This is a genomic window from Bacillus sp. Root920 (assembly GCF_001429445.1).
Classification (GTDB): Bacteria; Bacillota; Bacilli; order Bacillales; family Bacillaceae; genus Bacillus; species Bacillus safensis.
Genome location: NZ_LMJV01000011.1, coordinates 55,355 through 80,442 on the forward strand (window position 1 = coordinate 55,355; position 25,088 = coordinate 80,442).

31 protein-coding genes, 2 tRNA genes and 2 pseudogenes are annotated in these 25,088 nt (G+C 41.1%); 23 read left to right on the forward strand and 12 right to left on the reverse strand.

Annotated elements, in window-relative coordinates; translation table 11 throughout:
- The first annotated feature begins 177 nt into the window (after positions 1 to 177).
- The 4 genes and pseudogenes from ASE42_RS17295 to ASE42_RS19385 all read left to right on the forward strand — a co-directional run bounded on the left by ASE42_RS17295 (position 178) and on the right by ASE42_RS19385 (position 2,442).
- The gene (locus ASE42_RS17295; RefSeq protein WP_056768387.1) at positions 178 to 1,071 is read left to right on the forward strand and encodes an alpha/beta hydrolase; all 894 of its coding nucleotides are present in this window, start codon (positions 178 to 180) and stop codon (positions 1,069 to 1,071) included.
- Positions 1,072 to 1,173: 102 nt separating this feature from the next.
- Positions 1,174 to 1,302: pseudogene (locus tag ASE42_RS19300) on the forward strand (MmcQ/YjbR family DNA-binding protein); the annotation flags it as partial.
- 167 nt (positions 1,303 to 1,469) lie between these two features.
- A complete protein-coding gene (locus tag ASE42_RS17300) occupies positions 1,470 to 2,231 on the forward strand; it encodes an SDR family NAD(P)-dependent oxidoreductase (RefSeq protein WP_056768388.1) in 762 nt (253 codons plus the stop codon).
- Positions 2,232 to 2,316: 85 nt separating this feature from the next.
- On the forward strand, positions 2,317 to 2,442 hold the full coding sequence (locus ASE42_RS19385) for a hypothetical protein (protein WP_263479723.1): 126 nt from the start codon (positions 2,317 to 2,319) through the stop codon (positions 2,440 to 2,442).
- Positions 2,443 to 2,469: 27 nt separating this feature from the next.
- Here the strand turns inward: ASE42_RS19385 and ASE42_RS17305 are convergent, their stop codons facing one another.
- Complete coding sequence (locus ASE42_RS17305) at positions 2,470 to 2,838, reverse strand: UPF0715 family protein (protein ID WP_056768390.1); 369 nt, start codon at positions 2,836 to 2,838, stop codon at positions 2,470 to 2,472.
- A 276-nt stretch (positions 2,839 to 3,114) separates the two neighbouring features.
- Between ASE42_RS17305 and ASE42_RS17310 the strand changes: the two genes are divergently transcribed.
- Positions 3,115 to 4,263, forward strand: a complete 1,149-nt coding sequence (locus tag ASE42_RS17310) for a type II asparaginase (protein WP_056768392.1) — start codon at positions 3,115 to 3,117, stop codon at positions 4,261 to 4,263.
- A 35-nt stretch (positions 4,264 to 4,298) separates the two neighbouring features.
- On the opposite strand, the gene ASE42_RS17315 is transcribed toward ASE42_RS17310, so the two are convergent.
- Together ASE42_RS17315 and ASE42_RS17320 are read right to left on the reverse strand one after the other, a co-directional pair.
- The gene (locus ASE42_RS17315) at positions 4,299 to 5,183 is read right to left on the reverse strand and encodes an alpha/beta fold hydrolase (RefSeq protein WP_056768395.1); all 885 of its coding nucleotides are present in this window, start codon (positions 5,181 to 5,183) and stop codon (positions 4,299 to 4,301) included.
- A 56-nt stretch (positions 5,184 to 5,239) separates the two neighbouring features.
- Positions 5,240 to 5,692 (reverse strand): MarR family winged helix-turn-helix transcriptional regulator, encoded by a 453-nt coding sequence (locus tag ASE42_RS17320; protein ID WP_025093559.1) that lies wholly within the window; start codon positions 5,690 to 5,692, stop codon positions 5,240 to 5,242.
- 420 nt (positions 5,693 to 6,112) lie between these two features.
- Between ASE42_RS17320 and ASE42_RS17330 the strand changes: the two genes are divergently transcribed.
- From ASE42_RS17330 to ASE42_RS17345, 4 genes are all read left to right on the forward strand, one after another.
- Positions 6,113 to 6,718, forward strand: a complete 606-nt coding sequence (locus ASE42_RS17330; RefSeq protein ID WP_056768401.1) for a TetR/AcrR family transcriptional regulator — start codon at positions 6,113 to 6,115, stop codon at positions 6,716 to 6,718.
- A gap of 31 nt (positions 6,719 to 6,749) precedes the next feature.
- Positions 6,750 to 7,946, forward strand: a complete 1,197-nt coding sequence (locus tag ASE42_RS17335) for an MFS transporter (RefSeq protein ID WP_025093558.1) — start codon at positions 6,750 to 6,752, stop codon at positions 7,944 to 7,946.
- Positions 7,947 to 8,083: 137 nt separating this feature from the next.
- Complete coding sequence (locus tag ASE42_RS17340) at positions 8,084 to 9,112, forward strand: acyltransferase family protein (protein ID WP_025093557.1); 1,029 nt, start codon at positions 8,084 to 8,086, stop codon at positions 9,110 to 9,112.
- Positions 9,113 to 9,301: 189 nt separating this feature from the next.
- The gene (locus tag ASE42_RS17345) at positions 9,302 to 10,090 is read left to right on the forward strand and encodes a GNAT family N-acetyltransferase (protein WP_056768402.1); all 789 of its coding nucleotides are present in this window, start codon (positions 9,302 to 9,304) and stop codon (positions 10,088 to 10,090) included.
- Here ASE42_RS17345 and ASE42_RS17350 read toward each other — a convergent pair.
- The gene (locus ASE42_RS17350) at positions 10,082 to 10,555 is read right to left on the reverse strand and encodes a GNAT family N-acetyltransferase (RefSeq protein WP_056768403.1); all 474 of its coding nucleotides are present in this window, start codon (positions 10,553 to 10,555) and stop codon (positions 10,082 to 10,084) included. The genes ASE42_RS17345 and ASE42_RS17350 overlap by 9 nt on opposite strands.
- A gap of 41 nt (positions 10,556 to 10,596) precedes the next feature.
- On the opposite strand from ASE42_RS17350, the gene ASE42_RS17355 reads away from it, so the two are divergent.
- Positions 10,597 to 10,866, forward strand: coding sequence for a YesK-like family protein (locus tag ASE42_RS17355; RefSeq protein WP_024425418.1), 270 nt, complete (start codon positions 10,597 to 10,599; stop codon positions 10,864 to 10,866).
- Here ASE42_RS17355 and ASE42_RS17360 read toward each other — a convergent pair.
- From ASE42_RS17360 to ASE42_RS17370, 3 genes are all read right to left on the reverse strand, one after another.
- On the reverse strand, positions 10,863 to 11,402 hold the full coding sequence (locus ASE42_RS17360) for a GNAT family N-acetyltransferase (protein WP_024427798.1): 540 nt from the start codon (positions 11,400 to 11,402) through the stop codon (positions 10,863 to 10,865). The two genes, ASE42_RS17355 and ASE42_RS17360, sit on opposite strands and share 4 nt — an antisense overlap.
- Positions 11,399 to 11,794 (reverse strand): VOC family protein, encoded by a 396-nt coding sequence (locus tag ASE42_RS17365; RefSeq protein WP_056768404.1) that lies wholly within the window; start codon positions 11,792 to 11,794, stop codon positions 11,399 to 11,401. The genes ASE42_RS17360 and ASE42_RS17365 overlap by 4 nt, the downstream gene beginning before the upstream one ends.
- Positions 11,795 to 11,862: 68 nt before the next feature.
- On the reverse strand, positions 11,863 to 12,486 hold the full coding sequence (locus ASE42_RS17370; protein ID WP_056768407.1) for a GNAT family N-acetyltransferase: 624 nt from the start codon (positions 12,484 to 12,486) through the stop codon (positions 11,863 to 11,865).
- A gap of 149 nt (positions 12,487 to 12,635) precedes the next feature.
- On the opposite strand from ASE42_RS17370, the gene ASE42_RS17375 reads away from it, so the two are divergent.
- The 6 genes from ASE42_RS17375 (at position 12,636) to ASE42_RS17400 (ending at position 16,710) form a co-directional block, all read left to right on the forward strand.
- Positions 12,636 to 13,187, forward strand: a complete 552-nt coding sequence (locus tag ASE42_RS17375; RefSeq protein ID WP_024425422.1) for a TetR/AcrR family transcriptional regulator — start codon at positions 12,636 to 12,638, stop codon at positions 13,185 to 13,187.
- A 77-nt stretch (positions 13,188 to 13,264) separates the two neighbouring features.
- Positions 13,265 to 13,807, forward strand: coding sequence for a dihydrofolate reductase family protein (locus tag ASE42_RS17380; RefSeq protein ID WP_056768410.1), 543 nt, complete (start codon positions 13,265 to 13,267; stop codon positions 13,805 to 13,807).
- A 108-nt stretch (positions 13,808 to 13,915) separates the two neighbouring features.
- The gene (locus ASE42_RS17385) at positions 13,916 to 14,389 is read left to right on the forward strand and encodes a MarR family winged helix-turn-helix transcriptional regulator (RefSeq protein ID WP_041116800.1); all 474 of its coding nucleotides are present in this window, start codon (positions 13,916 to 13,918) and stop codon (positions 14,387 to 14,389) included.
- The gene (locus ASE42_RS17390; protein ID WP_056768413.1) at positions 14,373 to 14,996 is read left to right on the forward strand and encodes a nitroreductase family protein; all 624 of its coding nucleotides are present in this window, start codon (positions 14,373 to 14,375) and stop codon (positions 14,994 to 14,996) included. Before ASE42_RS17385 ends, ASE42_RS17390 begins: the two co-directional genes overlap by 17 nt.
- Positions 14,997 to 15,013: 17 nt before the next feature.
- Positions 15,014 to 16,066: an LLM class flavin-dependent oxidoreductase gene (locus ASE42_RS17395; RefSeq protein ID WP_024425426.1), complete on the forward strand. Its 1,053-nt coding sequence runs from the start codon at positions 15,014 to 15,016 to the stop codon at positions 16,064 to 16,066.
- A 350-nt stretch (positions 16,067 to 16,416) separates the two neighbouring features.
- Entirely contained in the window at positions 16,417 to 16,710 is a 294-nt protein-coding gene (locus tag ASE42_RS17400) for a hypothetical protein (protein ID WP_056768416.1), read from the forward strand.
- A 37-nt stretch (positions 16,711 to 16,747) separates the two neighbouring features.
- On the opposite strand, the gene ASE42_RS17405 is transcribed toward ASE42_RS17400, so the two are convergent.
- The gene (locus ASE42_RS17405) at positions 16,748 to 17,311 is read right to left on the reverse strand and encodes a helix-turn-helix domain-containing protein (RefSeq protein ID WP_024425428.1); all 564 of its coding nucleotides are present in this window, start codon (positions 17,309 to 17,311) and stop codon (positions 16,748 to 16,750) included.
- A gap of 110 nt (positions 17,312 to 17,421) precedes the next feature.
- On the opposite strand from ASE42_RS17405, the gene ASE42_RS17410 reads away from it, so the two are divergent.
- Complete coding sequence (locus ASE42_RS17410; RefSeq protein WP_024425429.1) at positions 17,422 to 18,009, forward strand: LysE family transporter; 588 nt, start codon at positions 17,422 to 17,424, stop codon at positions 18,007 to 18,009.
- A 4-nt stretch (positions 18,010 to 18,013) separates the two neighbouring features.
- On the opposite strand, the gene ASE42_RS17415 is transcribed toward ASE42_RS17410, so the two are convergent.
- Positions 18,014 to 18,565, reverse strand: coding sequence for a GNAT family N-acetyltransferase (locus ASE42_RS17415; protein WP_056768419.1), 552 nt, complete (start codon positions 18,563 to 18,565; stop codon positions 18,014 to 18,016).
- Between the two features lie 123 nt (positions 18,566 to 18,688).
- Between ASE42_RS17415 and ASE42_RS17420 the strand changes: the two genes are divergently transcribed.
- Together ASE42_RS17420 and ASE42_RS17425 are read left to right on the forward strand one after the other, a co-directional pair.
- A complete protein-coding gene (locus tag ASE42_RS17420) occupies positions 18,689 to 18,874 on the forward strand; it encodes a CsbD family protein (protein WP_024427790.1) in 186 nt (61 codons plus the stop codon).
- A gap of 148 nt (positions 18,875 to 19,022) precedes the next feature.
- Entirely contained in the window at positions 19,023 to 19,685 is a 663-nt protein-coding gene (locus tag ASE42_RS17425) for an O-methyltransferase (RefSeq protein ID WP_024425432.1), read from the forward strand.
- A gap of 36 nt (positions 19,686 to 19,721) precedes the next feature.
- On the opposite strand, the gene ASE42_RS17430 is transcribed toward ASE42_RS17425, so the two are convergent.
- The gene (locus ASE42_RS17430; RefSeq protein WP_025093547.1) at positions 19,722 to 20,048 is read right to left on the reverse strand and encodes an AzlD domain-containing protein; all 327 of its coding nucleotides are present in this window, start codon (positions 20,046 to 20,048) and stop codon (positions 19,722 to 19,724) included.
- On the reverse strand, positions 20,045 to 20,770 hold the full coding sequence (locus tag ASE42_RS17435; RefSeq protein WP_024425434.1) for an AzlC family ABC transporter permease: 726 nt from the start codon (positions 20,768 to 20,770) through the stop codon (positions 20,045 to 20,047). The genes ASE42_RS17430 and ASE42_RS17435 overlap by 4 nt, the downstream gene beginning before the upstream one ends.
- Positions 20,771 to 21,067: 297 nt before the next feature.
- Here ASE42_RS17435 and ASE42_RS17440 point away from each other — a divergent pair, with 297 nt between their 5' ends.
- Together ASE42_RS17440 and ASE42_RS17445 are read left to right on the forward strand one after the other, a co-directional pair.
- The gene (locus ASE42_RS17440; protein ID WP_024425435.1) at positions 21,068 to 21,943 is read left to right on the forward strand and encodes a DMT family transporter; all 876 of its coding nucleotides are present in this window, start codon (positions 21,068 to 21,070) and stop codon (positions 21,941 to 21,943) included.
- 76 nt (positions 21,944 to 22,019) lie between these two features.
- Positions 22,020 to 23,037, forward strand: a pseudogene (locus tag ASE42_RS17445) (S66 family peptidase).
- A 35-nt stretch (positions 23,038 to 23,072) separates the two neighbouring features.
- Here ASE42_RS17445 and gltP read toward each other — a convergent pair.
- The gene (gltP, locus tag ASE42_RS17450; protein WP_056768426.1) at positions 23,073 to 24,323 is read right to left on the reverse strand and encodes a glutamate-aspartate/proton symporter GltP; all 1,251 of its coding nucleotides are present in this window, start codon (positions 24,321 to 24,323) and stop codon (positions 23,073 to 23,075) included.
- 369 nt (positions 24,324 to 24,692) lie between these two features.
- Between gltP and ASE42_RS17455 the strand changes: the two genes are divergently transcribed.
- Both ASE42_RS17455 and ASE42_RS17460 read left to right on the forward strand, forming a co-directional pair.
- Positions 24,693 to 24,769, forward strand: a tRNA-Arg gene (locus ASE42_RS17455).
- Between the two features lie 11 nt (positions 24,770 to 24,780).
- Positions 24,781 to 24,854, forward strand: a tRNA-Gly gene (locus ASE42_RS17460).
- The last annotated feature ends 234 nt before the right edge of the window (positions 24,855 to 25,088 follow it).

Consider the following 25,088-nt stretch of genomic DNA (forward strand, 5'->3'; position numbering starts at 1 on the left):
TGTGGACATAGAGCCGCAGTGCTTTTTTATTTGCTCAATGCTTGTTTCAAAGAGAGAGAAAAAGGGGAGATAGGTAAAAAGTGAACAAATGAAAATTGCTGCTGGTTTAGTAGGAGGAAAAGAGGAAAAGGAAACGAATGAGTAACTAAGAAATGAATAAGATAGGAGTCTGAGATCATGAACTTAGAAGAACAAATCAAAATCGCTGCTTCATTACGCCAGCCATCTGAAGATTCATTAGCGAGTCAATCGGAACTAAAGCCAGTAAATCCTCCTGAAGTGAACAAAATGGAATATGATATTCCAACAAGTGCTGGTGAAACAAAGGTGTGGGTATTTAAGCCAGTGAACACATCAAAACAGCAGCTTCCTGTTTTTATGAATTTACATGGCGGCGGATTTATCATGGGCAGTGCTGAAATGGATAATCCATGGTGTCCAGTTATTGCAGACCGGGCGCAATGTATCGTCGTCAATGTCGAGTATCAGCTTGCACCCGAGCACCCTTTCCCAGCCGCTCTCCATGAATGCTACGATGTACTGAAGTGGCTGTATGAACACCCTGATGAACTTCAAATCGATCGGAATGCATTAGCTATTGGCGGACATAGCGCAGGAGGAAATTTGGCAACGGCTGCTTGTCTATTGAATATTCAAAAAGGAAATACACTCCCAATTGCCTATCAAGTGCTTGATTATCCGCCGCTCGATCTAGCCACTGATCCAGCACAAAAGCCAGCGTTTGAAGAAGCGATCCCAGTTGAATTGGCGAGACTCTTTAATTCCTTCTATCTGCAAGGCCAAGATCCGCACAATCCGCTCGTTTCTCCGGTTTTTGCAGATCGTTCATCCTTAGCACAAATGCCTCCAGCTCTCGTCATCACAGCAGAGAGGGATTCGCTGGCTGAAGAAGCCGAGCAATATGCTGCCAAGTTAAAAGAAGCTGGAGTAGACGTCACGTACAGACAATTTAAAGGCGTTCCACACGGCTTCACGCACGCCGGAGATTTAGCCATCGCTGAAGAGGCTTGGCATCTGATGGGGGATCAACTAAAGAAGGCGTTTGAATAAAAAAGCAGAGTGATTCAAAAGCACAGGAGACAATGGGCCTGTGCTTTTATTACTGTTTCTGAAAAAGAAAAGTGAATGTAAAAAGGGTCAGATATCTTTCCTCAAGGAATTATCCCTGGCTACTATATGAATAAGACTCATTGAAATTCCATTTACCTTGATGCAGACATTCCATCCTCATTTGTAGTGGAGTTAATTGAACATTCCTACCAATTGGTTTTTCAAAAATGAACAAAAAAATCTCAACATGACATCCTCCAAAATGATTCAAAAGGAAGTGACTGAGGAGCTGTATCTCAGTTAGACATAATGCCCTTTGACTCTCTTCAAAATTGACTTGAGCGAAACGCTGTCGTTATAATTTAACCAGTTAGAAGACACGAATAGGGGGATATAAAATGGGCTATACAGTCATTACAGGAGCAAGCTCAGGTATTGGATATGAGGCGGCTCTCGCCTTTGCAGCACGAGGGGAAAATCTTATATTAGCTGCACGCCGGCTTGATAAACTCCAAGAATTGAAGATGAAGATTCATGATCAATATCCCGATATCAAAGTAGTCATACAGTCAGTCGATTTAACAAACAAAGAGCAAGTGTATTCATTTTATGAATCATTATCAGATTATGAGCTGGATACGTTTATAAATAATGCAGGGTTTGGTCACTTTGGCTCTATAGGAGAACAAGATTTAAGTAAAATTGGGGATATGCTTCATCTGAATATCGAAGCATTAACGATTCTATCCACTTTATTTGTTCGTGATTATGAGCAAGTAGAGGGAGCGCAGCTCATTAACATTTCTTCACGAGCCGGCTATACAGTCGTCAGCAATGCGGTCACCTATTCAGCAACGAAGTTTTACGTGAGCGCCTTTACAGAAGGGCTGGCTCTAGAGTTGAAAGGAAAAGGAGCCAAATTACAGGCAAAAGTATTAGCGCCCTCCGCGACAGAATCAGAATTTGCAAAGCGTTCATTGGATGTTGACGAATTTGAATATGAAGGCAATTTCAAGAAATATCATACATCAAAAGAAATGGCAGCTTGTATGCTTGAGCTTTATGACAGTGAAAAAACAGTCGGTATTGTGGACGGAAAGACATTCGAATTTGAATTAAAAGATCCGATCTTTTCACACGCTGGTACAGTTATGAAATAAAGATTCCATCACTGAGGTAGATATCCTCAGTGATTTTTTTATGGTGTGATTGACTGTGTGGTCAAGCAAAGGAGGAATGTAACAAGTGAAGGCGATGAAGCATCACAAAATTGCCCTTCATTACTATACAGAACAGGATTTTGTACGTCCTAGGAAGATCGCTCAAAATGGATACCGATTATTTGCTGAGAAAAAGATAGACATGCTTTAAAGAAACTAATGAAAAAACACCTTCGCGTTAGGTGTTTTTTTCATGCATTCTTTGATAAAACAAAGAATCACAAGTCCAGTAGATAAGACTGCTCATGATAATAATTGGTAAAGACGCCTGGCTCCCAATACCATCGATGAAAAAGAGCATGATAACCATTGCAATCAGTAAGTACGCAGCTAAATAAAGAGGATGGAAAGCCTTTGGCTGCAAAGAAAACAATAACTGCAAAGGAACCGCAAAGACGAAATAAAAAATAAAAAAGATAGGAATATAAAATATCAGAAACGCAGGCTCAGCTTGAATAGGTGGAAATAAGCAGACAAACAAGCCGAGTAAAATAGAGCTGATGAATAGTGTGATTAGGATTTTGTAAAAGGGTTGAAGCGAATGCAAAATGTATACTCCTTTTTGTAAAATTTACTATATTTTATCATAAATTCATTATCAAGCATCGGTTATTTTTAAAATACGCCACCTTCAATACTCAACTGAATTACAGCAAATTTAGGTAATAAGAATTGAATAAATCATTAATATAACGCCCTTTTTACCTTTATTTGGTTCTGTATCTTTAGCCTCATGTCGATGAATGAAGGTATGGTATAAAGTAAAGCCTATAGAAAGAGATTTAGCCATGAAATCCATCAAATGAGGAAAAGAGATGATCCAATGAACATGACAAAATGGTTAGGTGCTGTCCTTCTTTCTGTTTTATTATTGGTGACAGCAGCCTGTGCGAACACAGGCACTCAAGAGAATACTCAAAGCGAAAAAGAAAACGTATCCAATGAAACAAAAGAGAAAAACAAGGCGGTTGAAACAGGGAATAAGTCCTTATCAAATATTAAGGTATTAGCCACGGGCGGGACGATTGCTGGCAGTTCAGACAGTGATACAGATACGACGGGCTATAAATCTGGTTCACTCGGCATTGATAAAGTCATTGCTTCCGTTCCACAGCTGAAGGATATTGCAAATGTTACGGGTGAGCAGGTTGCGAATGTCGGCAGTGAAAATGTTGATAACGCTCTTCTTTTAAAATTAGCCAAGCGAGTGAATGAACTATTAAAAGATGATCAAGTAGATGGCATTGTCATCACGCATGGAACAGATACACTTGAAGAAACAGCTTACTTTTTACATCTGGTTGTTAAAAGTGATAAGCCTGTGGTGGTCGTTGGCTCAATGAGACCAGCATCGGCAATCAGTGCGGATGGTCCGCTTAACTTGTATCATGCGGTGAAAATTGCATCAACCAAAGAAGCAAAGGGCAAAGGGGTCATGGTCACATTAAATGATCGAATTGCATCAGCTCGATTTGTTACGAAAACAAACACGACCACAACCGATGCGTTCAAGTCACTTGAGCAAGGATACATCGGAGAAGTTACTGGTGAAGTGGTGTCCTTTTATAACGAACCGACAAGAAAACATACGACTGAAAGTGAATTTGATGTATCAAAGATAAAAGAATTACCGCAAGTCGATATTTTATATGGCTATCAAAATGATCAAAAATATATGTATGATGCAGCAGTAAAAGCAGGTGCGAAAGGGATTGTCGTCGCTGCAGTAGGAAATGGAACGATGTCAACAGAAGCCATCAAAGGGGCAACAGATGCAGTGAAAAAAGATGTGGTTCTTGTGAGATCAAGCCGTACGGGTAATGGAATTGTCACCCATGAAAAAACGGATGATGAACATCACTTTGTGTCGTCTGATTCATTAAACCCGCAAAAAGCACGTATTCTGCTCATGCTGGCACTAACGAAGACAAATGATCCAGATAAAGTGCAAAGGTATTATGAACAGTATTAACGGAGAAAAAGACCCGAAAGACATCGGGTCTTTTTTCATGCATTTTCAGCACGTTCCTTTAAAGAGAGTAAAATATCTCGCCAAATATCGTCTACATCAGTAAGAAAGTGCCCTGCTTGATCTATATAATGGGTTTTGACGTTTGGAATCGCCTGAGCTATTTTTTCTATTTCTACAAATGGAGCCATTGTATCTTCTTTTCCGTGCCAGACATCAACAGGGATTTGAATATCTTTCATAGCGAATGCCCATGGTTTCGAGAGTAAAATGGGTTCACGAATACATTCATCCACCGATTGACGAGTCGCTTCGTATAAATGTGTCATCATCATCTCTAACTGCTCATCGGTTTGAAGGAATTGCCGATCCCACGGATGTAAATGCTTGTTCCCGTTTTTGGCCAGCTTCTTAAATTTCTCTGGTTTGTTCTCAATCATTTTTTTCTGGGAACGATAGCTTGCTTTCAATAGCCAAGGAAACTTCTTACTAAGGAAAAAGGCTAATTTATTTTCTTTCAGCATACTTTTAGGCGGTTTCCCGTTCTGAAAAGGGGTTGTACTTGAGATCAGTGCAGCTGAAAGGACGCGATCCGGCAATTGATAGGCACAACCAGCAGCGAATGCGCCGCCTCCAGATACACCCATCACTGAAAAATGTTGAATACCAAGATCATCTGCCACTTCCAGCACGTCTTTTGCCCAGTCTAAAATTGTACGGTCAGGTAGAGGGGTAGATAAACCAAATCCAGGTCGATCCAAACAGATGAGTCGAATGCCGAGTTCTTGAGAGATTGAATCATCATCTAAAAACATCACTCTTGATCCAGGTGTCCCATGAAAAAAGAATACTGGAAACCCCTCAAGATCACCGTATTGAGTCAAACCGATGTACCGGCCATCTTGTAAATGAATGCTTTGCATATTTTCAACCCCTTAATAGTTTAGATAACTTAAATGTTGATGAGAGAAACACCGTATTAAGGCGCTTCTTTTGCAATCTGATAGATTTTTTCGTATAGAGATAGTAATGTTTTTAAATCTTCTTTTGGAAGCTTTGCATAATATTTTTGTATAAGGTGCAGTTGAATGTCTTCCGTATTCTTGTGATAGTCATGGCCCTTTTGAGCAAAATCAACAATGATTTCTCTTCGGTTATGTGGATTAATTTCTCGTTTGACATAGCCGAGCTTCTCAAGCTTTGATACAAGCTGGCTAGCTGCGCTGGCAGAAATCGAAAAGTAATCAGCTAATTCATTGATTGTTCTCGTTTTCGTGCGCAATAGCTCAAGTGTCAGCTCTTGTTTGGCTGATAAATCTGCATACTCATGTTTTAAAAATCGCTGATACTCTTCTACATAAATTGAGCCTAGAGCATTCGAGTATTCAATGATCTTTTTACCGTAATGAATGATTTCCTCATCCAATGACATCACCTCTCTTCTATTATAGGCAATCTTTATATTTAAGTGAATTTAAATATAAAGAAAAGTTAAATGAATGACGGATATACTGAAAGGGAGATCATCGGTATATCCACTTTTTCATCAAAAAGGGACAAAGAATACTTCCCATGATTCCCGCACATTCATAAAATGTCGTTGGCTTGAATTTGAACACGTAGTACGCCAAAGTAGCCATGAAAAGGTCGCAGAAGAAAAATACGTATAAGTCCTTTTTGGTGATAGTGCAAATGACTGTTCTGTTTGTTTTCACATGAATCACTCCTTATGAAGTCGATGCCTTTTTCATTGTATTATGATAAAAATCCATTTATAATAAAAAAATAAACCAACTGGTCGGTTTTATTTTGTCCGCATGAAGAAATGCAGGGTAGAAAGGGATTGTGACACATGACAAGTTCACAAAGCGGGACTGGAAAGAGTGAGAAGACGAAGCAAAAAATCGTCACCGCTTCTCGTGATTTATTTGCAAAAAAAGGATATTCAGAAACATCCGTGCGCGATATTTTAGAGGCTGCTGAGGTGAGTAAAGGCAATCTCTATCATCATTTCAAAGGAAAAGAGTTTTTGTTTCTTCATATTATGGAAGAGGATCACCGTTTGATGATGGAAACATGGCATGAGGAGAAGAAAACACAGCACCGGGCTGTCGATAAGCTCGCTGCATTTGCAGAGATGCTCAGTCAAATGGGCATTAACTACCCATTAATGAGAGCGAGTGAGGAATTTTGTGCCAGTGCCTTTACATCAGACGAAGTCATGGAGCGGCTGAACAAGATTGATGTCGATTTTGATGATGTGATGAGAGATATCTTACTTGAAGGAAACAAAGATGGCAGCTGGTCGATCCAGCATGTGGAGTCAAAAGTGAAAATATTACTTTCCGTTTTTTATGGATTAGACGTGTTATATAAAAATGACACCATTGAGCAGAAGAAAGAGTTACAAAAAGAGGCGATCTCATTGTTTATTCACGGAATCAACCATCATGAGTAACAAGTGAGTCAGTAAAGGGGAAACAAACATCATGCAAAAACCGATTCGTGAGCAAAAAGCAGTACTCGTGATTTTATTAAGTAATATATTTATTGCGTTTTTAGGCATCGGTCTCATTATTCCTGTCATGCCGCTATTCATGAATGTCATGCATCTAACAGGGAGTACAATGGGATACCTTGTGGCGGCGTTTGCCGTTGCCCAGCTCATCGCATCACCTATTGCAGGGAGATGGGTAGACCGCTACGGAAGAAAGATTATGATTGTGTCTGGGCTGTTTCTATTCGCGTTATCAGAACTCGTTTTTGGTCTTGGTACACACGTGTATGTTCTGTATTTTGCAAGGCTTCTAGGCGGTATTAGTGCGGCATTTATTATGCCGGCTGTCACTGCATATGTCGCAGATATTACGACCGTTCAAGAAAGATCAAAGGCGATGGGCTATGTCTCTGCGGCCATTAGTACCGGTTTTATCATCGGCCCGGGAATTGGCGGGTTTATAGCAGAATACGGCGTACGCCTGCCATTCTTCTTTGCGGCAGGAATTGCGTTTATTGCCGTCATTTCGTCTATGTTTATGCTGAAGGAGCCTTTAACAAAAGAAGAGCGAGAGAAGCAAATGAATGAAGTGAAAGAATCGACTTTCTTTAAAGATTTGAAAAAATCAATTCATCCAAGCTACCTCATCGCCTTTATCATTGTGTTTGTCCTCGCATTTGGACTATCTGCATATGAAACAGTCTTTAGCTTGTTCACAAATCATAAGTTTGGATTTGGTCCAAAAGATATTGCCGTCATCATTACCGTCAGTTCGATTGTGGCAGTCATCATCCAAGTACTTGTGTTTGGTAAACTGGTAAATGCCCTAGGAGAAAAAAGAGTCATTCAGCTATGTCTGATTATCGGGGCTGTCCTTGCTTTCGTTTCAACCGTTGTTTCAGGCTTTTTGGTTGTTCTGATTGTCACATGTGTCATTTTCCTTGCGTTTGATTTATTGCGTCCAGCATTAACGACCTTCTTATCCAAAATCGCTGGCAACCAGCAAGGATTTGTCGCAGGGATGAACTCTACCTACACAAGCCTAGGTACGATTTTCGGGCCGGCACTTGGCGGCATTTTATTCGATCAAAATATTCATTTCCCATTTTTATTCGCAGGTGTTGTCTTATTTCTCGGATTAGGCTTAACCCTTATTTGGAAGGGGAAGGCAACGGTTGAATCTGATTAGATTAGGGGCTCTAACTAGGGCTCTTTTTTTGTTCCTTTTGGATAGATTTTTGAAAATAATCACAAGGTCCCTGTTGATAAGGTGTTATTCATGTTAATCTAATACATGTTTTACCAAATACAGGAGGGGGATTTTCAATGCAAATTAAAGAGATTTTTTTTATTCGGTGTATCTCGTGTTTGAGTGTTGTGCTCATTCATGCAATAGCCATTTTATCTAGTCCTCACTCATCATCGATTCTTGTAGCACTACTCATGTTCAGTACACCGAGTTTTATTTTCATTTCTGAATTTTTATTGGCGCATGCTTATCCAAATGGTACACCTAAAGGATTTATGTGGAAGAGAGTGAAAGCCATCTTTTTCCCATTTGTATTTATTGGGATTGTCGATGGGTTTATGCATTCGGCATCGTTAAATGGAGGGGCAGCTGACTTTTTTAAAAGAGCTTCAGCAAATGTCTTATTGGGAAATTATATTGGTTATTTTGTTCTGATTATTTTTCAATTTTACTTTTTGCACATGTTTTTTCACAAAATTGCTAAGCGTACCTCAGCCAAATGGGTATTGCCGATCTCCTTTATCATCACAGTTGGTTATTTAAGTGTCATGAACCTCGTCAAAATCCCACAACCTCAATTACCTAATCCAATGTTCGGCTTAGAATGGATTCCATTTCCAGGGTGGTTATTCTATTTTTGTTTAGCCTATTATTGTGGAGTGAATTATCAGCAGTTTATCACAAGACTTCATCGTTTTAAGTATGCCGTGTATGGACTTGTTTTGATTTCCGCAGCGACCCTTCTAAGCAATTCATATGTAGGCTTTTTCGAGCCTTCTTCTAAGAGGCCAGACGTTGTTCTTTATACAATCAGTATTGTCTTCTTATGTTTTCTCTTGTTTTCTAAAGTGAAAAGCGTTCCACCTTTCGTAGCTGTCATTAGTCAATATTCATTCACCATCTATTTGCTTCACGGGTATTTTCTAGGTATCTCTGTGTTGCTATGGGGACAATTAAAAGATTATCCATTCTTTGTAGGGACAATCATAATATCAGCACTAGCAATTGCTGGATCTATCCTATTGTCATGGTTAGCGAATCATTATAAATATGGCTATATGTTTGTCGGTAAAATCAACAGAACGAGACGAAAAACAGTCGCTTAACCCTGATATGGAAGGGGAAAGTGACAGAAGAAGCATGAGTAGAATAATATCATCCAGAATGTAAGAGACCTTTTAAATGAGGTCTCTTTTTTAAAAAAATTGCGCCTATGATGCAAAATCCCTTTTTTGGCAAAGAATTCTCTATGTCAGCTGCTTTTTCTTTATAATGGAAGGATAGGGGGGATCATCGTGCATCTATTGAAGCAGCAAAAGACACCATCAATGAAAAAAGGAATTCGGCAGATCGATCCGGCATATCCAGTGTTTGTAGATGCGGTCATGGATGGCATGATACAAGGAAATCTTTATGTAGATAATGCAGAGCAGCCGCTTGTTTATTTTCTCGAAGCTTCATGCGGCATTTATTATGTGTCAGGAAGGAGTGAAGCGGAGCTGTTACGCTGCTCAGCCTTCATTGTGGATGTGTACGAAAGGCAGAAAAGACAAAACGGCCGATTCACCTTATTTTCAGCAAATCCATTAACAGATGCGTTGATGAAAAAATACCTCGGGTCACATCTGAATGAGATGGAAAGACACGCGTACGTTTATCCACAGGCATATTCTCATGCCACTCAGCCTCATCCAGGCTATAGAGTAGAGCGGACAAATGAGCAGGTGATGACTGCAAGCAGTGCTTTCCCTTCTAGCTATTACGAAGCCTATTGGGGAGAAACAGCTCGTTTTCTATCAAAGGGAATCGGGATTGCCATTTTAAATGGAGAGAACGTGGTAAGTGAATGCGTCTCTATTTTTTCAAGTATGGATCGTGCGGAGATAGATATTTGGACAGATGAGTCTTATCGCGGAAAAGGTTTGGCGCTGCTGGCAGCTCAGCATATGATCAGCATCTGTCTTGAAAAAAAGAGGACACCGCATTGGGATTGCGATGTCCATCACCTAGCTTCAATCAAACTGGCAGAGAAGTTAGGCTTTCAGAGGCTCAAAACCTATCGATTGTTTTATGGTTCAAGATGAGAAGGTTTTGAGATACCAAGCATCCATTGCAGAATGCTCAGAGCCTTCAAGCGGTTCTGAAAGAAGAGAAAAGCCATATCGCTGATAAATGCCTATAGCTGCTGTTAATTCCCGGCGGGTTTCTAAATAACACGCTTCGTAGTATGCAGAGGCATATTCCAGCGCCGTATCCATCAGTTTTTTGCCCGCACCTTTTCCTTGTGCTTTTGGACTTAAATAAAGCTTTTGTAATTCACATACTCCCTTTGTAAATGGAGCAATCCCTATACCGCCCACAATCTCACCCTGCTCTTCAGCAATCCAATAGGCTGCATGAGTCAATGATTGATAGTATTCGAAAAGCTGGTCAAGTTGGGGATCAGTGTAGGCTGTTCCTTCAATCGCTAGATTCGCTGATTCTAGTGACTGGCGGATAATCGCTGCGATATACGGGTTGTCTTTTTGCTCAATGGGTCTAATGTTCATTTGAAGTACCTCCATTGTTATGGGTTAGGAGTTGATATCACATGTTCTGGCTGCAAACCGCCTTTTTTACAATCGTTGTCTTGTGTCTCTCATGGTGGGCAGGGAAAAGACGCCGGCAGCGCCATGCGGGGTTCATTGTCCCAATATGCTTGATTTTATTTGGTTTGGTTTTATTGATTGTTAGTTTTTTTATTGGCAGATGGGAAGGCATGGTGCTTAGTCTAGCGAGTATCTCTATCGTTCTCTCTTCCATCATTTGTTTAATCATCGTCACTGGGATTCAATTTTTTAAAAAAGATGACCCTTCTTAAGCAGGAGCATCTGTATTCATCATGTTTTTATATTCTTCACGAAGGATGCCCATGATGATGACATCTGAGTATGTACCGTTGAAATAGAGCGCTTGGCGTCTTTTTCCTTCGTATTGAAATCCGGCTTTCTCATAGCTTCGAAAAGCCCTTGGATTGTGGGAAAAGACTTCAAGCTCAAGACGGTTGAGTTCTAATGTGTCAAAGGCAAATGCTTGAACCATCCGAACAGCTTCAGTGCCATAGCCTTTTTGAAAATGCTCTGGCCCGTGAAGCGCAATGCGGAAGCTTGCCGTATGATTGATTGGATCAATGTCCACAATTGCCGCATCTCCAATCATCTCTTTCGTGTCTAGCAGACAAATGGCGAAATCTCGTCTGCTGTCATCTTGCAAAAAGCGGGTATAGGCGGAGCGAATTTCTTCTAGTGTGAACGTTTTGCGTGTGCCAGTCATATAAAGTGTTTCTGCATGCTGGCATCCTCTTTGAATACCAGGATAATCTTGCTCTTCAATCGGTCTCAAAAATATACGAGTCATGACGGATCACCCTCCTCTATATATCGAGAGATTTCAATTAAATTCAGATCAGGATCACGGATATAAACAGATTCAATTGGACCTAATGTACCTGTGCGTCTGACCGGCCCCTCTTCAATGGGGACCACTTGCTTTCGGAGGTGCAGGAGCAAACTGTCCATGTCTAAATCGGTGATAAAGCACAAATCATGAGATCCAGGAAGAGGATGAGCCGCTTTTGGCTCAAATTCATGACCAGCTTCATGAAGGTTGATCTTCTGTAAACCAAAACGAAGCGCTTTGCGGCCTTCACCAAAAGTTTCTTCCTTCATCCCTAATACGTTTGTATAAAAGCGAATGGTGTCCTCCAAATGTTGTACAGTCAACACGATATGATCAAGTCGTCGTATCATCAGTCTCTCCTCCAAGTATGATCATTGATTGAACTGACTCTATTATATCATCACCTGAAGAGGATACCTTATTTAATCACGGTTTTATAGCTCCAGCTTTCCAAGGACATTTCCTTTCCGCGCAGTACCCTTTCATCAAACTCCATCCAGCCATTTTTTCGGTAGAACTGACGATTGGCCTCGTTGTGTGTCATCAGTGTGAACAGTCCGCCGCCTTGCCGGGCGATAAAGGGAAAAAGGCATTGCTTTAACATGCGGCTTCCGAGTTTTTTTCCTTGCTGGTCTTTTGCCACGACAAGTGCTTCTAAATACCAGTAAGGCTGCTTTAAGGAAGAACATGCCTTTTTCGCCTCCTTTAACACACGGAACACATGCTGAACCGCCGATATACCGCCAATGAAGAGCAGCTTTAACCCACCTGATAACACATAATCCATGAAGCCTGGTTCAGGAAGACGCGGATGCTTTAAAAGGGCAGCAGACACAATGTTCTCGTTTTCAACCCCGACCAAACAGATTTGATGCTGAAAATACACATTTGTATTGACCAAATGCAGCTGACGAGCGAAAGCAGACCGGTTTGAGACCTTTTCACATAATAGGTCAAAAAATGAATAGTCCTGAAACGAATCATCTAACAACTCTGCCACTTGAGGCAGTTCATCCTTTCTAGCAAGTCTAAAATGAAACATATAATGGTCCTCCTTTACTGAACAGATATAGATTATTGAACATGTGTTGAGTATAATAAGAAGTAAACCAATCGAACATCGGCAATGGATGAGATCCTGTTCATAAATAGACATTTGGCGCCTGATTGTTCAACAATGGAGGGGATGTCATGAAGGACAGACGAACAATCAAAACAAAAAGAGCCATTCGGGAAAGCTTCCTTGAGCTGTTAAAGGAAAAGGAAGTGCAGCAGATTACGGTATCAGAGCTATCAAGGAAAGCGGATTTAGGCAGGGGAACCTTTTATTTGCATTATCAAGATGTGTTTGATTTATATGAACAGCTTGAGAAAGAACTATTCGATCAGCTCGGAGGGTTATATGATGAAACCTTTCCAAGTCAGGACCCTCTTGATATGCTTTCCTTTTTAAACAAAACGACGGAGTACTTGAAAGAGAATCAATATATGTTGACGTTATTTGTAAAACCAAATGGTCCAACGACAAACCAATTCAAAGCATTTTTCAAAGAAAAAATCATGAAAGAATGGCAGCTTGATCAGCGGCCGATTACAGAGAATGAGCAAATAGAGGCCTCTTTTGTCGTGTCTGGTGTCGTGGGTGTACTCGAGGAATGGATTCACGAAGAAATGACCATTGATGCCGGCAAGCTCGCGCATAAATTATACGAGCTTCTCCTCAAGGTGGAACAGGAATCGTAAAAAGTTATGTAGCCTTTGTCTTTCCTTTTTGATAAAATAGAATATATGTTCTTATTTGAAGTAAGGGAGTGGTGGGAGTGAGTGAGAAAAGGAAGCTGCTTTTTTATGGGGCGATGAGTATCGATGGATATTTAGCGAGAGAGGATCACCGGCTCGATTGGCTGATAGGGACAGAGGGCGAAGAAGAAACGAGCTATGACACCTTTTATGCGTCAGTCGATACGCTGATCATGGGGCGCAATACATATGAACAAGTTCTTCAGCTGTCACCAGATGAGTTTCCTTATGAAGGAAAGACTTGTTATATCATGTCACGTACGTTACAAGACAGTCTGGAAGGAACCCATATCATTCGCGAAGATGTCTTATCATTTGTGAAAAAATTAAAGAATGAAACAGGCCGGAATATTTGGATTGTCGGCGGCGGGGGACTGCTTCAATCTTTCATAAAAGAAAGATTGGTTGATGAGCTTTTTCTTCAAATCGTACCTGTCATGATTGGAAGAGGAATTCCTCTCTTTTCGCCGGCGGATCTGGAATCCAAGTTTTCATTACAGGAAGTACATCAATATAAACAAATTGCTGAAATGCATTTTATCTTAAAAGAAGAGGATCACTGAACCAAGGTGGTCTTTTTTTTATGAAATAAACTCGTTGACAAGAAAATATCCTAGTGTTAGGATAAATTTATCCTAGTTTTAGGATTTCTTGAAAAAGGAGTAGTTGCCATGGTGCAGCATGATCATGAATTAGATTTAAGGCTATTCCGCGTGTGGATGAAAGCCTATCAAGCCCTTTTTACAAATATCCAAAAAGACATTGAACGTTATGATATCGGATTTGAAAACTTTCAGATCCTTGAATTGCTCTACAGTAAAGGGCCTCAGCCTGTTCAAAAAATTAGCGATATCCTCTCAATCCCAAGTGGAAGCATGACATATGTCGTGAACAAACTAGAAAAACAAGAACTGGTGAAAAGGCAATGTGCGCCTTCAGATAAGCGGGTATTTCATGTACGGCTGACGGAAAAAGGGAAGCAATTGTTTGACGATATTTTCCCTAAACACACAGAGGTCATTTCGCAAAATCTAGCCTTTATTGAAAAAGAAGAAAAAGAGCAGCTCATTGAATTACTGAAAAAAATCGGTTTAGGTGCAAAACAACTTCGCGAAAAGGGGAAACAAGATGACACTCAGCTTTGATACGTTGGTACGTGAAAGACGATCCGCATCAAATTTTTTGCCAAATATCTCGATTTCGAGAGAAGAGCTTAACAGCATATTTGAAGAGGTCAAGCTGGCACCATCCGCTTTTAACTTACAGCATACACAATATATTGTCGTCCAAACAGAAGAGCTGAAAGAACAAGTAAGAGAAGCGGCATTTGGACAATATAAAGTGCACTCTGCTTCAGCAGCGATCATCGTACTCGGAGATCCCAAAGCTTATGAGCACGCAGGGAACATATATGAAGGCCTAAAAATGCTAGGCATTATCAATGCGCAGCAATATGAAGAAATGGTCAGAGAGACCATGAGCTTTTATGTGCAGAGAGGAGCCGATTTCCAGAAGGAAGAGGCGATCCGCAATGCTTCCTTATCTGCCATGCTGTTTATGCTTGCCGCTAAAAATAAAGGCTGGGATACTTGCCCGATGATCGGTTTTGATCCCGAAGCAATGAAAAAGGTATTAAACATTCAATCAGATTTGGTTCCTGTGTTAATGATTACACTCGGAAAAGAAAAAGTAGAGAGCAGACAAGCGAGAGGCTATAGAAAGCCAGTTTCTGAATTTGTGACATATTTATAAGACAGGGGGTTCCCATTATGGAACTAGGAATTAGTACATTTGTTGAAACAACACCCGATTTTCAAACAGGAAAAACAGTCAGTCACGCACAGCGTATTCGAGAAGTAGTAGAAGAAATTATTTTAGCAGATCAAGTCGGTCTTGATGTATTTGGCGTAGGTGAGCATCACCGTGAGGATTTCGCCGCATCGAATCCAGCTGTCGTCTTAGCGGCTGCAGCCACACAAACAAAAAATATTCGTCTGACAAGTGCAGTGACAGTTCTTTCATCAGCAGATCCTGTTCGTGTATTTCAGGATTTTGCAACGCTGGATGGACTATCAAACGGACGTGCAGAAATTATGGCAGGCCGTGGTTCATTTATTGAATCATTCCCTCTCTTTGGCTATGACCTGGACGACTATGAAGAATTATTTGAAGAAAAGCTTGATTTGCTGTTGAAATTACAGCAGTCAGAGCGTGTAACATGGAGCGGAAAGCATCGCCCATCCATTCAGGATGTTGGGGTGTACCCAAGACCTGTTCAAGATCCGCTTCCAATCTGGATCGGCAGTGGAGGAAACCGTGAATCTGTCGTACGTGCTGGATTACTAGGGTTACCACTTGTACTTGCCATTATTGGCGGAAGTCCTAGACAGTTCGCACCGCTCGTTCAGCTGTACAAGCAAGCGGCAGTGCACGCTGGACATGACCCTGAGAAATTAACTGTAGCATCACATTCTCATGGATTTGTTGCGGCAGAAACAGACCTGGCAGCAGATCAATTCTTCCCATCTACACAGCATGTGATGAACACATTAGCGAGAGAGCGCGGCTGGGGACCTTATACTCGTTCTACGTTTGATGCAGCGAGAACTTTAGAAGGGGCGCTGTATGTAGGAGATCCAGATACAGTGGCAGAGAAAGTCATTCACCTTAGAAAAAATGTAGGCATCACACGTTTTATGCTTCATGTACCGGTTGGTTCAATGCCGCATGATCAAGTGCTGAAAGCCATTGAGCTATTTGGAAAAGAAGTGGCTCCTAAAGTAAGAGAAGAGGTTGCCCGCTGGGAAGCAGAGCAAAAATAAATAAAAAGGCCGATCAAGAGAATAGGCTTGATCGGCCTTTTCTTATGCTTAAGGATCAATAACACATGGTTTCACTGTAGGGCATGAAGCAGCAGAAGCAAGTGGTGTGGTCGTCAAGGTGAAGAGGAAAACAAGTTGAAAACAGATGAGCCATTTTTTCATGAAATCACCTCCGTTCACAATTGTTTCACTAGATTGAGATGAGTATAAATGCATAGAAGTATGTAACGCACTCTATCCAGCATAAGACAATGATATCATAATTTTCAAAAAAATGAAAAAATAAACTTACAAAAGTTCTAAATTATGGTATAGTTTATACGTTCAACAAAAAAGGGAGGGATTTTTTTGTGAAAAAGGTCATGTCTTCTGTTTTGGTTGGAGCAATTGTCTTAACGGGTGCTGGGGTCGCAACTGCTCCAGTGGAAGCAAAGGAGCAAACAAACAGTGAAGTAACGGCTCAGGCCAGTCGAACTGTTTCAGTAACAAGAACATATACGACATCAAACATCCCAGAAAGTATTGTATATGCAGAGGATGGCTGGGTAGGGATTTTAAAACAAACCTCTATTGAAGAATTAGGATTAGGAAAATATAGAGTCACATTTACTGGAACAGTGGTACGCGATCCGGGATTTAATTAAATAAAACGCAAAGCTGACAGGTGGACAAGCCAGCCTGTCAGCTTTTTTCATGAGGATAATAAAGAATCATTTGCATCCGTACCATTTGTTCTCCGGTTTGTTTATACGTGTGCGTCCGGTCCGCTTTAAAACGAATAGAGTCTCCGGCTTTTAAGGTGTATTGTTCATCACCAATGGATAAATCAAGGACTCCCTCAAAAACAGTGATCAATTCCTCTGTTCCCCCAATGTGTTCACTCGCACGAAGCGACCCGCCTCGATCAATTTCCACTCGGTACATTTCAAATTTCCCCCGGTCGTCAAAAGGGAAAGTCGTGTATACACGATATTTTCCATCATCTTCAGTTAAAACCTGTGCATCTTCTTTGCGTACTACCTTGATTTCAGGCTGTGGTGCGTGAATGAGCTCACTAAAAGATACCTTTAATCCGTTGGCGATTTTCCACAAAGTCGTGATGGTAGGGGTCGATTCTCCTCTTTCAATTTGTCCAATCATCGTCTTGCTGACACCAGTTAATTCTGCCATCTTTTCGAGGCTTAATTTTTTTTGATCTCTCAGAAGCCTCACATTTTTAGAAATAATCGATTGTACGTCTTCCATGAAAAAAGCTCCTTTCTCTATTTACTTTATAAAGACCGAACGTTACAATAAAACGTAATGTACGCAATAAAGTAATTAAAGTCTAAATAACGTATAAGGGAGGCGGCATTTTGATTGTATCCATGTTGATTTATGCTTTTGTTAGCAGCTTTACCCCAGGGCCCAACAACATCATGGCCATGGTCTTTACGAATAAATATGGGGTCAAGCAAACATTTCGATTTTGTTTAGGTGTAGGTATCGGATTTCTCGTCATTTTGTGTTTGAGCTGCTTCTTTAATCTCATTCTTTATCAAGTGATGCCGAAAATAGGCTGGGTCATGGCGTTCATCGGAGCCGCATACATGATTTATTTAGCGGTCAAAATCATGAAAAGTAAAGGCGGTGATGACGAAACACTTGATCGCTACAATCATTTTATCCCTGGTATGATGCTGCAATTTATCAACCCAAAAGCGATCTTGTATGGATTGACTGTGATTTCAACATTTGTTTTGCCATACGGACAATCTAATATGCAGTATGTCATATGGACGCTGATTCTCGCACTCATTGGCTTTCTCGGTACATTCAGCTGGAGCTTATTTGGCTCTTTGTATAAGCGTTTTTTGACTGCTTACGAAAAACCGTTCCAGTATGTGATGGGGCTGCTTCTGATATACAGTGCGATTTCGATGATATGGGGCTATGTGATGTAAGTAGTCAGGAGCTTGGCCGCTGTCTGCCCATCACAACAGTATCATAATATAATCCGTCACTCAGCCGTTTATCGTTTTTTAAAACCCCTTCAATCAAAAAGCCGTGGTTCTCATATAACCGAATGGCTTTTTTGTTCGTTTCCAGCACTTGAAGTGACATCTTTTGAATACCCTGCTGATCTGCCCAGTCGATTGAAGCGGCTAAAAGCTCTTTCCCGATATGATAGCCCCAAGCATCTTTCTGGATGGCGACGCCAAATGTCACTTTGTGAGCAGAGCGCTTGAGTGAATGGCCCTCGCATCTTGAAAAACCGACAATTTTTCTTTCAATAGCAGCGACCAAAAATAAATGCCGGCTTTGCTTGCTATCCTCTTGAATCAAAGCCTCAAATGCTTTTTCATCAAGAAAGGCTTCGCCCGGTTCACGGTCTAAATACTCTGTTTCACCATCGATTTTCAGTCTGAGAGCTGATAACTGTTTGGCATCGGCCGCTGAAGCGGACCGAATATGATAGGTCAACCCACGAACTGTGAATATTTTTTCAGAGACGATCATGAAATAGAACACCAACCCTTCTTCTAATGTCTATCATACCTGAAACGTGTACATCGCACACTCAGATGTTTTGTATCTTTCAAAAAGGCTAAATGAATAGTATCAAACGTGGAGGTGGAACAAATGAGTAAAGAAAAAGGACATATGGATAAAGCGAAAGGAAAAACAAATCAAGTCAAAGGTCAAGTCAAAGAAAAGCTTGGTGAAGCAACCGATCATCAAAACTTGAAAGCAGAAGGGAAAAAGGATCAAGCAAAAGGAAAGCTTCAAGATAAAAAAGGGGATGTCAAAAATAAGCTGAACGAGTAGAACCGAAACAAGTGCGTTGCTTCATGTATTCCTCATCACATGTCTTTCATCAAAAAAATGAATAGATGTGTGAAAAGAATTGATTATACGTTCTCACGATCATCATGTAGACTTGAGAGAGAAGACATGATCAAGGGAGATGGATGAAATGGAGCACGTGTGGGGAAAAGTTGACGAGTATATCACAGACAAGTTGATTCCTAAAGATGATGTATTGGAGCAAACCCTTACTCATAATAAGCAAGCGGGTCTGCCAGAAATTGATGTGTCACCAGCCCAAGGGAAAATGCTTTATTTATTAGCAAAAACGAAGAATGCAAAGCGCATTTTAGAAATCGGGACACTCGGTGGATACAGTACTATTTGGCTGGCCCGTGCTCTTGAAGAAGATGGGGAACTCATCACATTAGAGGCTGTCAGCCATCATGTACAGATCGCACAGCAAAACATCAGCAGAGCGGGCTTATCAGAACGGGTGAGCATTTTGGAAGGAAAGGCATTAGATACGTTATCTCAGTTAAAAGAGAAGGCTGCGCTTCCATTCGATTTCATTTTCATTGATGCAGATAAACCGAACAATCCGAAATATCTGAAGTGGGCGTTACATTTCTCGAAAAAGGGAACAGTCATTATTGCAGACAATGTCGTCAGAAATGGTGCAGTCCTTCATGACTCTGATGAGGATGAACGAGTACAAGGAACTCGTGAATTTTTCGATTTACTCAAACAAGAGCCGAGAATAGAGGCAACAGCGATTCAAACTGTTGGGGAAAAAGGTTATGATGGATTTGTATACGGAATCGTCAAATGAAACAAAGCTTAACCACATGTGGTTAAGCTTTTTCTTTTAGAAAAACCATCTAGCAGTGCCCATCAGCATGACGCCGGCAAGAACAGTAAGTGACAGGCTTTTTGTCCAAACAGCAATGAGTACAGTAGGAGTCAAGACAGCAAGATACATCCAGTGAATGGTGACGCCTGTGCCTGTTGATGTATGGATGAAGAGATGCTCTGCAATCAAAGCTGTAAAGATACAAATAGGAATAAACGATAACCATTTCAGCACCACTTCAGGCAGCTGAATACTCCGTACAAATATAAAGGGTACGACTCTCGGAATGACGGTGACGATCATACAACCAACAATGAGCCATAACATAAAGCTGCTAATCATTTATCTGTCACCACCCCAATAGTTGCGACAAGTACAGTTGCTATGAGAACAGCCACATGTGATGGAACAAAATGAAGCAGAACAAACATAGCAATGACCATATACAACACAAGCGACAGGCGATGAGTTAACTTATTTTTGGGTACTGTCTGTAACGAAAGGACTAACAGTGCAGCAAACATCGCTGATAAAGCAAAATCAAGACCAAGCGCTTCAGGATTTGAAATCCAATGTCCAAAAATGCCGCCAAGTATGCAGGCCGCAATCCAGCATAAATACGCCGTTAAGTTCAGTCCGTGCATCCACCTGTTATTCAGCTTTCCTTTCTGCGCTAATTTATTTATCGCTACACCGAAGGATTCATCAGTCAGCAATAGACCGAATCCTATATTTTGTTTCACAGAGTAGCGTGTGAAATGAGGAGCAAGCGTCAGGCTGAGCAATAAATGCCGCAGATTGACAATAAATGTGGTGAAAATAATAGCGGAAAGGGGACTCCCTGTCACAAGCAGTGCACAGATAATAAACTGTGAAGCACCTGCGTAAATAAAAATCGATAAAAGCGCAATGTCCCATATACTTAACTGTGCGCTAATTCCAACAATTCCGAAGGCAAACCCAATACTCATATAACCGAGCAGGGTTGGCACACAATCTTTTATTCCCTCGAGAAACGGTTCATGTTCCGTGCTGGGAATGTGTTTCCTCGCTTCAATATCCAACGTCCTCTACTCCTTTTCTCCGTGGCCACCTATAGTTTTACTTACTATATGAAAACGAATTCAGCATGTCAATACCCGTTTATCTTCTATTATATGAAGAAAAATGGTGACAAAAAAGGATTGAAGTCAACCAGAATTTGTTATAAAGTAGTCTGAAAATAAAAATAAATGAGGTGACGACAATGCTATGGAAGCCTTTATTTGAACATGATGTACCAAACACCCTCCGTCCATAACGGAGAGTGATCTCCGTTTGTGGATATGGCGATCAATATATCCAGTAACGGAGGGGAAAAGATGAAGGAAAAATATATAGGCGCCCTTTACCTAGCAATCGCTGCAAGTATTTGGGGCGGCATGTACGTTGTTGTCAAAGTAACAGTAGCGGTGGTTCCGCCGCTTGAGCTTGTATGGATGAGATATGCTGTAGCAGGAATCGTGCTGGTGTGCACCATTTGGCGCTTGGGCTATTCCTTTCGATTAGATAAAAAAGATATCCCGCTTGTTGTCATGATCGGATTGATCGGAAATTTCCTATCAATTGTGACCCAAGAAATTGGCACCATGTATACGTCGGCACAAATGGGGGCTGTGATCACATCTGCGACCCCTGCTTTTATGGTGCTGTTTGCTTTCTTTCTATTAAAAGAAGCCATGACTGTTCGAAAGTGCGCATCCATCCTGCTTGCGACAGCAGGTGTATGGCTCATGATTGGACCAGTCGCAGTGCACTCAGATGAATTTGTTGGCGGTCTTTCATTAGTTTTCGCTGCTTTAACTTGGGCACTGATGTCTGTTTTGCTGAAACGAGTTCCAGGAAAATACCCTCAAGTTGTGACGACCACATATGCGATCATCATTGCATTCATTGTCTTAACACCAGCTGTTTTATTTCGCTTACCTCATCTAGATGTGGAGCAGATGGCAAGGCCAGAGATTTGGGGCGGCATTCTCTATCTAGGCATCATCTCAACAGCTCTAGCATTCTTTTTGTGGAATAGAGGGCTTCAATTGATGGATGCCTCGAGCGGCGGTCTGTTCTTTTTCTTTCAACCGATCGTAGGGGCAGCTCTCGGCTGGCTGCTTTTAGGTGAAGAGATGGGGATACGCTCATTCATTGGGATTCTATGTATCTTTGCAGGAGTCTATACTGTACTGCGTCAAAAGGAATAAGAAGAGATGTCCCTTATAAAAGGGGCATTTTCTTTAAAATGGACAGGGAAGAGAGTAGAGGTTGGGGGGAAGCAGAATGATACAATTTCCGCATTTGCAAAAAGGACAAACAATTGGCGTCACAGCACCTTCCTCAGGTGTACAGCCATCTTTGCATGACATGTTTCAGCTTTCATGTGAACGAATGAAACATAGAGGATACGATGTCATATGTGGAGAGACTGTCTGGCAGCAGGAAAAGGCAAAATCTGCCCCTGCGATAGAACGAGCAAACGAACTTCAGTACATGATGACATGTGAGGAGATTGACCACATCATCCCACCATGGGGAGGACAGCTGCTTATGGAAGTGTTAGAGCACCTTGATTTCTCATCCATGCAAAAAAAGTGGATTCTAGGTTACTCAGATACGAGTGCACTCCTGCTGGCGCTCACATTAAAAACAGGCATTGCCACAGCGCATGGACCGAACTTAGTAGATCTTCAGGGAGAAGAGCTTGATCAAACGACTGTTATGTGGGAAGAAGTACTTTCAACAAAAGATGAAATGGACATAAGCCAGTTTTCTTCATCTATGTATCAAAAGGAATGGCAGCGTGACGATCCGATTAAACATGTCTTTCATTTAACAGAATCGATCGCTTGGCATACGGTATCAACAAGAAAAGATGGTAAAGGGCAGACTGCTAGGTGGCTGCATTGATGTCATACGTCATTTAGCAGGGACACCTTATGGGGACGTCAAAACTTTTCAGAAAACATTCATAAAAGATGAACCGATTCTCTGGTATTTCGAAAACTGCGAATTAAATGCTGCAAGCGTGAAGAGATCGCTTGTTCAATTAAAACTAGCAGGTTGGTTTGATCACTGTTCAGGTATGATGTTTGGGCGTAGTGCAGTAAATGTGCCTGTTGAAGGGTATCAGTATCAGGATGTATATGAAGAATTACAAAAGGAATTACAAATCCCCATTTTTTACGACATAGATTGTGGGCATGTCCCGCCGCAAATGACGCTGATTAATGGGGCATATGCAGAAGTACAGCTGCATCCTCAAGGAAAAGCCGTACTAAAGCAAACATTTTTAGCATAAAAAAGGAAAGGGCGAACCCTTTCCTTCATATCACATTACATCCCTTTTGTTTCTTCACCTGCTTTTGGAACTTCCCACGCCGACTCACGGAATACTTTTTCCCATTTAGATACAACAATACATGCAACGGCATGCCCTGGAACATTCACGCCTGTTCGTGCCATATCCATAATTCGGTCAACACCGGCTATGATGGCAACGCCTTCTGCGGGAAGACCGACAGCATGAGCGGTTGCCAAAAGAACAACGAGTGAACCGGATGGCACAGCTGCAATACCTTTACTCGTTAACACAAGAACAAGCATCATTAAAAGCTGCTGTGACAGACTCATGTCGACACCAAACGCTTGTGCAAGAAATACGCAGGCAACCGATAAATATAAACTTGATCCGTCACAATTGAGAGAAAGACCAGATGGAATCACAAAGGAAACGATTCTTTTTGGACACCCGTATTTCTCCATTCGTTCCATCAATTGAGGAAGGACAGTTTCAGTACTCGTAGTAGAGAAGGCAACAAGGAACAAATCCCAAATCATTTTTAATACTTCGAAGTAGTTAAAACGGAAGATCAGTGCGACCAGAGGGAATAAAGCAAAGAGAATAATGAATAATCCTAAAAATACTGTTCCGACAAGCTTCATCATTGGGATTAATAAAACAATGCCATATTGGCCGACAGAAGCAGCCATTAATGCAAGAACCCCAATAGGTGCTGTCACCATCACCATCTGTGTGAGCTTAAACATAATTTGTGCCACTGATTCAAAGAAGGCGAGAACAGGAGCAGAGGCTTTACCGATTCCGCTTGCCGCTACACCAAATAAGATGGCGAAGAAAATGACAGCAAGTAAATCATTCTGAGCCATAACATCGACGATATTGGTTGGAATGATATCTAATACCATTTGTTTAAAGTCAACGACCTTCTCCGTATAACCATCTAATTCCCCAATATCTTTCTTAGCTAATTTAGAGAAATCGAGGCCAACGCCAGGCTTTAGCCCATTTGCCAATAATAGCCCGATCCCAAGAACAATGGTTGTGATGACCTCAAACCAAATGATCGTTTTTAATCCAAGGCTGCCCATTTTCTTCATGCCGCCGCTGCCGGCTGCACCAATAACAATGGTAGAGAACACGATTGGAACAACGATCATTTTAATCAGCCTGATGAATCCATCTCCAATTGGCCTGAGGGCCATTCCGAAGTCAGGGAAGAAATGGCCGATAAGAGCTCCTATCACCAAAGCGATCATGATTTGAAAAGCGATAAACTTTTTCATCATCTCCTACCTCCTTTAAATGATTGGAAAAATATTAAGAATTTTCCAATAAATAAAAATTCTATGTGGCCATGTTTTGTCCTCCTTTGTATTTAGAAAGATTTTATTTAAGAATCATTGGAATTATGAAGAAAGAGGAGAAAATAGGGCTATTACATGTCTATTGATCTAAGAAAAAATCAATTTTAAAAAACATGAAACTTTTTTAGAAAAATGTATTGACCCTTTTATATGATTCATGGTATATTTTTATTCGTCGCTGATGGCGTATTTGAAACACAGACGTTCACACACATGCGGCAAACAAATTTTAAAAAGATGTTGACTTAAGAAAAACGATATGTTAAGATAATTAAGTCGCCTGATTAAGCGCCCGTAGCTCAATTGGATAGAGCGTTTGACTACGGATCAAAAGGTTAGGGGTTCGACTCCTCTCGGGCGCGCCAATACAAACCACGCGGGTGTAGTTTAGTGGTAAAACCTCAGCCTTCCAAGCTGATGTCGTGAGTTCGATTCTCATCACCCGCTCCATTTTTGAACATGATCTTTGGAAACTAAACAAGACAAAACGTACCTGTTAATTCGAGTTTTTATAAAAAAATCCTATGATACTTCATAGGTAGTCAGTCAAACTGGCGAGGCAGGAAGTGATCACATGCTAAGTTCGCTACATCGTGTAGCAACGCATGTGTGATATGCATCCTGCATACCTCGGAGAGTTTGATCCTGGCTCAGGACGAACGCTGGCGGCGTGCCTAATACATG

Bases quoted from the DNA above. Each gene is read 5' to 3' on its own strand.
- ASE42_RS17295 (WP_056768387.1), top strand. From the start codon at position 178: ATGAACTTAGAAGAACAAATCAAAATCGCTGCTTCATTACGCCAGCCA.
- ASE42_RS17300 (WP_056768388.1), top strand. From the start codon at position 1,470: ATGGGCTATACAGTCATTACAGGAGCAAGCTCAGGTATTGGATATGAG.
- ASE42_RS17310 (WP_056768392.1), top strand. From the start codon at position 3,115: ATGAACATGACAAAATGGTTAGGTGCTGTCCTTCTTTCTGTTTTATTA.
- ASE42_RS17315 (WP_056768395.1), bottom strand. From the start codon at position 5,183: ATGCAAAGCATTCATTTACAAGATGGCCGGTACATCGGTTTGACTCAA.
- ASE42_RS17320 (WP_025093559.1), bottom strand. From the start codon at position 5,692: ATGTCATTGGATGAGGAAATCATTCATTACGGTAAAAAGATCATTGAA.
- ASE42_RS17330 (WP_056768401.1), top strand. From the start codon at position 6,113: ATGACAAGTTCACAAAGCGGGACTGGAAAGAGTGAGAAGACGAAGCAA.
- ASE42_RS17335 (WP_025093558.1), top strand. From the start codon at position 6,750: ATGCAAAAACCGATTCGTGAGCAAAAAGCAGTACTCGTGATTTTATTA.
- ASE42_RS17340 (WP_025093557.1), top strand. From the start codon at position 8,084: ATGCAAATTAAAGAGATTTTTTTTATTCGGTGTATCTCGTGTTTGAGT.
- ASE42_RS17350 (WP_056768403.1), bottom strand. From the start codon at position 10,555: ATGAACATTAGACCCATTGAGCAAAAAGACAACCCGTATATCGCAGCG.
- ASE42_RS17355 (WP_024425418.1), top strand. From the start codon at position 10,597: ATGTTCTGGCTGCAAACCGCCTTTTTTACAATCGTTGTCTTGTGTCTC.
- ASE42_RS17360 (WP_024427798.1), bottom strand. From the start codon at position 11,402: ATGACTCGTATATTTTTGAGACCGATTGAAGAGCAAGATTATCCTGGT.
- ASE42_RS17365 (WP_056768404.1), bottom strand. From the start codon at position 11,794: ATGATACGACGACTTGATCATATCGTGTTGACTGTACAACATTTGGAG.
- ASE42_RS17370 (WP_056768407.1), bottom strand. From the start codon at position 12,486: ATGTTTCATTTTAGACTTGCTAGAAAGGATGAACTGCCTCAAGTGGCA.
- ASE42_RS17375 (WP_024425422.1), top strand. From the start codon at position 12,636: ATGAAGGACAGACGAACAATCAAAACAAAAAGAGCCATTCGGGAAAGC.
- ASE42_RS17385 (WP_041116800.1), top strand. From the start codon at position 13,916: ATGGTGCAGCATGATCATGAATTAGATTTAAGGCTATTCCGCGTGTGG.
- ASE42_RS17390 (WP_056768413.1), top strand. From the start codon at position 14,373: ATGACACTCAGCTTTGATACGTTGGTACGTGAAAGACGATCCGCATCA.
- ASE42_RS17395 (WP_024425426.1), top strand. From the start codon at position 15,014: ATGGAACTAGGAATTAGTACATTTGTTGAAACAACACCCGATTTTCAA.
- ASE42_RS17405 (WP_024425428.1), bottom strand. From the start codon at position 17,311: ATGGAAGACGTACAATCGATTATTTCTAAAAATGTGAGGCTTCTGAGA.
- ASE42_RS17415 (WP_056768419.1), bottom strand. From the start codon at position 18,565: ATGATCGTCTCTGAAAAAATATTCACAGTTCGTGGGTTGACCTATCAT.
- ASE42_RS17420 (WP_024427790.1), top strand. From the start codon at position 18,689: ATGAGTAAAGAAAAAGGACATATGGATAAAGCGAAAGGAAAAACAAAT.
- ASE42_RS17425 (WP_024425432.1), top strand. From the start codon at position 19,023: ATGGAGCACGTGTGGGGAAAAGTTGACGAGTATATCACAGACAAGTTG.
- ASE42_RS17430 (WP_025093547.1), bottom strand. From the start codon at position 20,048: ATGATTAGCAGCTTTATGTTATGGCTCATTGTTGGTTGTATGATCGTC.
- ASE42_RS17440 (WP_024425435.1), top strand. From the start codon at position 21,068: ATGAAGGAAAAATATATAGGCGCCCTTTACCTAGCAATCGCTGCAAGT.
- gltP (WP_056768426.1), bottom strand. From the start codon at position 24,323: ATGAAAAAGTTTATCGCTTTTCAAATCATGATCGCTTTGGTGATAGGA.